Annotated in this window: 5 protein-coding genes; 3 read left to right on the top strand and 2 right to left on the bottom strand. The window is 37.1% G+C overall.

The window, feature by feature from the left end:
• Positions 1–2,362: ATP-binding protein (locus IQ229_RS09095; protein WP_194043052.1), on the bottom strand; the 2,362-nt coding region annotated here is incomplete at its 3' end.
• Positions 2,363–2,547: 185 nt separating this feature from the next.
• Complete coding sequence (locus IQ229_RS09090) at positions 2,548–3,084, bottom strand: nucleotidyltransferase family protein (protein WP_194043051.1); 537 nt, start codon at positions 3,082–3,084, stop codon at positions 2,548–2,550.
• A gap of 194 nt (positions 3,085–3,278) precedes the next feature.
• On the opposite strand from IQ229_RS09090, the gene IQ229_RS09085 reads away from it, so the two are divergent.
• The 3 genes from IQ229_RS09085 to cobO all read left to right on the top strand — a co-directional run bounded on the left by IQ229_RS09085 (position 3,279) and on the right by cobO (position 6,159).
• Positions 3,279–4,544, top strand: a complete 1,266-nt coding sequence (locus IQ229_RS09085; RefSeq protein ID WP_194043050.1) for a plasmid pRiA4b ORF-3 family protein — start codon at positions 3,279–3,281, stop codon at positions 4,542–4,544.
• A gap of 141 nt (positions 4,545–4,685) precedes the next feature.
• Positions 4,686–5,141 carry a GFA family protein gene (locus IQ229_RS09080; RefSeq protein ID WP_194043049.1) on the top strand — a complete coding sequence of 152 codons (456 nt, stop codon included), beginning with the start codon at positions 4,686–4,688 and terminating at the stop codon, positions 5,139–5,141.
• Between the two features lie 340 nt (positions 5,142–5,481).
• The gene (cobO, locus tag IQ229_RS09075) at positions 5,482–6,159 is read left to right on the top strand and encodes a cob(I)yrinic acid a,c-diamide adenosyltransferase (protein WP_194043048.1); all 678 of its coding nucleotides are present in this window, start codon (positions 5,482–5,484) and stop codon (positions 6,157–6,159) included.
• The last annotated feature ends 140 nt before the right edge of the window (positions 6,160–6,299 follow it).

Genomic DNA, 6,299 nt, shown 5'->3' with positions numbered 1-6,299 from the left:
ATTTAAGAGCAGCTTCGTAAGCTGTAGAAGCTTTAGCTTTTCGTCCTGCAATTAAATTTAATCGTGCCAATTCAGTTTTTTCAAATTGCTCTATCAGGTTAACAATACCTACATTTAACTGATTGACAATATCAAAAATATTAGCTTCTATTTCCTCTTTAGGTATATTTTGAAGAAGCAATTGCCCAATTCTCAGGTGAGTAGATTTCTTGAGTTCTTCTGGAATTAAGGAATATGCTGCTTGTTGTACTCTGTCATGTAAGAACTTGTAACCCACCCGTGAAGTGTCGAAATTTAAATTAACCGCTTCTTCTTGATTAAAAACTAAGGGAATGCGGTAAGCTTCACTTAAAGGCAAAATTAATCCCGCTTGCAAAGCTGAGTGTAAATCATTTGCTGTCAAAGAAGGTGATTTTTCATTGACTATCGATAAAACATCCAGACTAAATCTGTCACCCACACAAGCTGCTAATTTTAAAACATCTTGGGTGAACTGTGGTAGTTTTTCAACTCGGCTGGCAACTAACTCAACTACATTCTTATCGGTAATTCCAATTGCTTGAATATCCTCTAGGCTCCATTGCCATTTAGCATCATCAAAGTCAAATTTTAACAGTTTTTCTTGATGAAGTGCCTGAATTAGTTGTGTTATGAAAAATGGGTTCCCGCCTGTTTTATTACAAATTAACTCAGCTAGTTTAATAATTTCTTTGTTAAAGGTTCCTGTTCCTTTATCCTGCTTAATCTCTATTTTTTGAAGAGTTTCGGCAACTAGCTGAGTTACATTATCTAAATTTAAAGGTTGCAATACAAGATTATTAACAACGGTGCCACTATTTTTAATTTCTTCTATCTTTTGGATTAAAGGATGTGCTGAACTAACTTCATTATCCCTATATGCCCCAATAAATAAAAAATATTTGCTGTCGGTGTCAGTTATGAGTAGTTGAATTAGATTTAAAGTGGCTGAATCTGCCCATTGCAAATCATCTAAAAAGATGACTAATGGGTGTTCTTTTTGAGTAAAAACTTGGATAAATTCTTTAAAAACATGATTAAAGCGATTTTGTGATTCTGTTGCCCCAATTTGGACAACTTCTGGCTGTGTACCGATGATTAATTCTACCTCTGGAATTACATCAGTAATAACTTTTCCATTTGTTCCTAAAGCTGATAAGATTTTATTACGCCATATTTCTATTTTTTCATTATTCTCGGTCAGCAAATACCGCATTAAATACGCAAAAGCTTGAATTAAAGAAGCATAAGGTATATTCCGTTTTAACTGGTCAAATTTTCCAGAGATAAAGTACCCTTGTCTACGAGTAATTGGTTTATTAACTTCATTGACTAGAACTGATTTGCCAATTCCAGAATAGCCAGACACTAGCATCATTTCACTAGTTCCAGATGTCACTCGCTCAAATGCAGCTAAAAGTTCATTAACTTGTTCTTCACGACCATATAATTTTTGAGGTATTAATAACTGGCTCAATATATCTAAACGACCTGGCACAAAATCAGTAATGATTCCCTTAGTTTCTAACTGCTTGAGACATGATTCTAAATCTGCCAATAATCCTGTCGCACTTTGATATCTGTCTTCCGCATTTTTTGCGATCATCTTCATCACAATCTCAGAGATGGCGGTAGGAATTTGTGAATTAAACGATTGCGGGTTTCTCGCTTGAACTGCAATGTGACTATAAACTACTTCTAAGGGATCTTGGCTAACAAATGGTGTTTTATCAGTGAGCATTTCATATAAAGTCACACCAAGGGAATAAAAGTCAGTACGATAATCAAGAATGCGATTCATTCTCCCAGTTTGTTCAGGAGACATATAGGCAAGTGTGCCTTCAACGCAGTTAAGGTTATTAAATTGAGGATTTTCCTTATTGAGACGCGAGGCTATACCAAAGTCAGCGAGTTTAACAATACCTGTCTGGGAGTTAATTATAATGTTATTAGGTTTGATATCTTTATGAATAATCTGATTATTATGCAAATAATCTAAAGCTCTAGTCAGTTGAATAGCAATCTTTAAATGATTAATTAAGTCAAGCTTTTTTGTTTGGAGCAGTTGAGATAAAGACTGACCACCAAAGTCTTCTAACAATAATCCCACACGGTTTTCAAAGGTTTCTAGACTGATAGCTTTAACTATATTGGGATGGTCTAAACCTTGCTGAATCTGATACTCATTTTTAAGACGAGTAAAGGCTTCAAGGGTCGGATATTCATTTTTAAGCAGCTTGAGGATAACTCGCTGTTGTGTCTTTGGCGTTTGTGCTTGATAAATAATTGTTTGGATTCCTTCGTGGAGAGTGGAATTAATTTGGTATCCAGTACGATTTGGCATTGATTTTTGATTATAAAGTTATAAAATTAGCATCATCCCTGTTCTATCGTGAAAAGGGTTCTAGTTTAATTATTCCCAGTACGTAGAAAATTATTAACATTGCGCTTCGGTATCCAAGGGTTGTAAATTAAAAAGCGATTATTTCCTTGTCACGGAAACTAGCGGCTAAAATCTGACTGTAACCTTTACGCTAACCGCAGATAAGGACACTTCTGTAAAAATCCAGATGCCTTATTATGGGCATCTAAATTATGAGTATGCGTTGGCGTGGGTCGAATAATGCCACCAAATAGGTCATCTAAGCCGTAGGGTGTGAAAAATTGCCATTGTCTTTGAGTATCTAGTCGAACTCCTACAGCGGTAGCGGTGTGCAGCCAATCTGTGATGCCATCCTCTGTACTAGTATAAGGTCTGCTACCAAGCCGCCAACGAGCAAAACTGGCTTGATTTTTGACATCAAACTCGTCATCAGGAAATTGTTCTGTGAGAGTCGCCTTTGCTGCTAGTTCTTGAGAACGGTTCCCCTCTATATCAAAAAATGCAATATCAAAATCTTTAATACCTAACCCACAGTCATTGCCAAAAATTGAAGACCAAACGGTGTTTCGGACTGCACCTCCAGCTAACCACCAGTTAGGTAGATTTAGTTGAGCGATCGCAGGTAATACTGTATCAATACGTGTATCAGCTAAAATCATCTGTAGGCGAGTGTTACTATTCATATCAAATTCCTGGGATTGTCAAGTAGAAGGTGAAAATATTATCATTCGCATTTCACTAAATTTACGGTGTTGATGGTTCTGTTGTGACACTTTGCAGTCCAATATTTATCAGGAGAACTTCTGTAGTCATAGTATAAATAGAACAGGTTGCACAGAAGGTTAAATTGTGAATTTAGAATTTAGAATTTTTATTTATGGAAGATTTCTTTGCGCGACTAGAACGCACACTCAATCCTGAACTGCCTTCTCTAACAGAGTCACAACAACAACTCCTCCAAGAACTCACTATTGATGAAAATCAACCCGGTACGATTCTGCATGACTTTCAAACCCTGATAGATTTCTTACAACCAAACGGAGTGGAAGTTAGTAGCATTAATAACCTTCTACCGCTAAAAGTCTTATCAGAAGTTAATTCTCAATTAAGTCACCCAATTGAAACTAAACTCAAACGCCCCGTACAGAAATCATACCCCTACATTAATGGACTATATCTGTTATTACGCAGTTCTGGAATCGCCCAAATTAAATCCCAAGGGAAGAAGCAGGTTTTAGCTTTAGACGCCGCAACTTTGCAATCATGGTCAAACCTCAATTTAACAGAACGTTATTTCAACCTACTAGAAGCTTGGTTAATTTGGGGAAATAACGAAGTTTTTGGTGAACATCAAGATTCATTAGGGAATTTATTTAGATGTATTCAACTTTGGCCCCGCGTTCCAGATAAAGGTTTAAAATTCCCTAAATATGAAGATCAAAACAATATTAGTTATTACCCTGGTCTGCATAATGTTGCTCTGTTAGAGCTATTTGGCTTGTTATCTATCAAACATGGTAAACCACAAGAAGGCAAGGGATGGCGCATTACTAGTTTACAACGCTTACCCTATGGTGATGCCCTGTTGCAATTCCTCTTTCCATTAGGTATACGAGGAGAATTACAGGATGATGTAAATGTAAATTTTGGAAAATTGCAGTCGCATTTTCAACCATTTTTTCCAGAATGGGAGCACAATTTACTTGTTCCCAAGCAAGGCTTCACCGATGGTATTTATATTTTCAAAGTATCACTTTTTAAGGCCTGGCGACGCATTGCCATACCAGCAAAAAAACCATTAAGCTGGCTAGCAGAAATAATTCTCGATGCTTTTGACTTTGATTACGATCACCTGTATGAGTTTAGTTATAAAGACCATTTTGGCCGCATCATAAAAATCGGTCATGCCTATATGGAAACGCCCCCATTTGCAGACCAAGTGCAGATTGGTGATTTGTCTTTAGAACCAGGTGGTAAAATGACCTATCTTTATGATTTTGGTGATAACTGGAAATTTGATGTGCAGTTAGAAGCAATTAATTCACCTGATAACAAAATCAAGAAACCGAAGATTTTAGAAGTTCACGGAAATGCACCTCAACAGTATTGGAGTGAGGATGATGAATCGGATGAAGATGAGTGATGAAAAGGATTTAGGAAAGTGCAGAGAATGAAAATATATTCATGTCCAGATGTCTTCTATTTGTGTCTAATAAAACCCGCTTTTATACTGAAGTAGTTTTAGTTACAATAAAGCAATACAAATTGTTAGGAGATAAAACCTGTGAGTCTTCCATATACTGGAGGTTGTCAATGTGGGCAGATTCGTTATGAAATTCATGCCCAACCGTTAACACTTTATCTATGTCACTGCAAGGAGTGTCAAAAACAATCATCTAGTGCCTTTGGTATGTCTCTTACAGTACTACGAGATGCTGTTGTAATTGTTCAGGGAAAACCGAAAGCTTGGACTCGAAAAAATGATAGCGGTCGTGAAGTAAATAACCTGTTTTGTGGCGACTGCGGAACGCGATTGTTCCATAAAAGGACTTACAATTCAAATACTATCAATGTCAAAGCTGGAACCTTAGATGATACAAGTTGGTTACGCCCAGTGGGTAATATTTGGACACGCAGTGCCCAGTCATGGGTGATAATTTCAGACCAATTGCTCAACTATGATGGGCAACCAGAGGATACGCAGCTTTTATGGGAAAAATGGAAACAACAACATCCATAGATGCATAACTCATGATGTTAAACATCATACCCTTGACACTTAAATTATCGAACTCATAACTGTACTAAAGAAGATAATAATAAAATTTTACTGGTAAAATGCTTTAATGAACATATTAAATTATTTAAAACAGTAATAGTAAACTCAAATTATAAGTTCAGGTTGTGTATCATATATAGTTCTACTTGTCTGCAAATCATTAATAAACCTAACACACTATTAATATTTCACATGAAAGCTTACTGGACATTTCCAATCAAGTAATGTAAGTGAAATTGGATAAGTAAGGCAATTTTGGTTCATTTTCAACACTTTTAACAGTTATTTCTAGACAAGCTTGATGAAACACGATACACCAAAAGAATTGAACCCAGACCAAGAAATTGGGCGCTTAATTGATGAGGTAATGTCTTCATCTCTGACTGATGAACAGTACCGCAAAAAGATGCAGCGACGCAAAGAAGTGCAAGACAAGCGCATAGCAGAAGCTGTACCAGAAAAAGGGTTAATTATTGTAAATACTGGTAACGGTAAGGGTAAAACCACTGCAGCTTTGGGGATGGTGTTGCGATCGCTCGGTCATGGGTATAAAGTAGCGATCGTCCAATTCATCAAAGGTAGCTGGGAACCTTCCGAAAAAAGGGTCTTCAGCTATTGGGAAGACCAGATAGAATTTCATGCAATGGGCGAAGGCTTTACCTGGGAAACTCAAGACCGCGATCGCGATCTTGACAAAGCTAGCGCCGCCTGGGAAAAATCGTTAGAATACATCCGCAACCCAGACTTTCATCTAGTGTTGTTAGACGAAATCAATATCGCCCTCAAAATGGCTTACTTACCAGTAGAAGACGTTTTAGCAGGTTTGGCACAAAAACCCGCTAACAAACACGTTATTCTCACAGGTAGAGGCGCACCACCTGCTTTAATTGAACGTGCTGACTTAGTAACTGAAATGACCCTAGTTAAGCACCCTTTCCGCGATCAAGGTGTGAAAGCACAACCGGGAATTGAGTATTAAATCAGAATTTAGAATTCAGAACTCAGAATTCAGAATTGTTAAAAACCAGGTTTCCGATCTCTGCTGAGTAGGAAACCTGGTTTTCAATTCTTGTATATCATACCAATTTGAAAAAAGAATGCAATACATAGATAATACAT

Origin of the sequence: Nostoc cf. edaphicum LEGE 07299 (assembly GCF_015207245.1) — a bacterium.
Lineage (GTDB): Bacteria > Cyanobacteriota > Cyanobacteriia > Cyanobacteriales > Nostocaceae > Nostoc > Nostoc edaphicum_B.
Note: the sequence above shows the minus strand (reverse complement) of the source record. Positions and strands in the feature narration are given on the sequence as shown.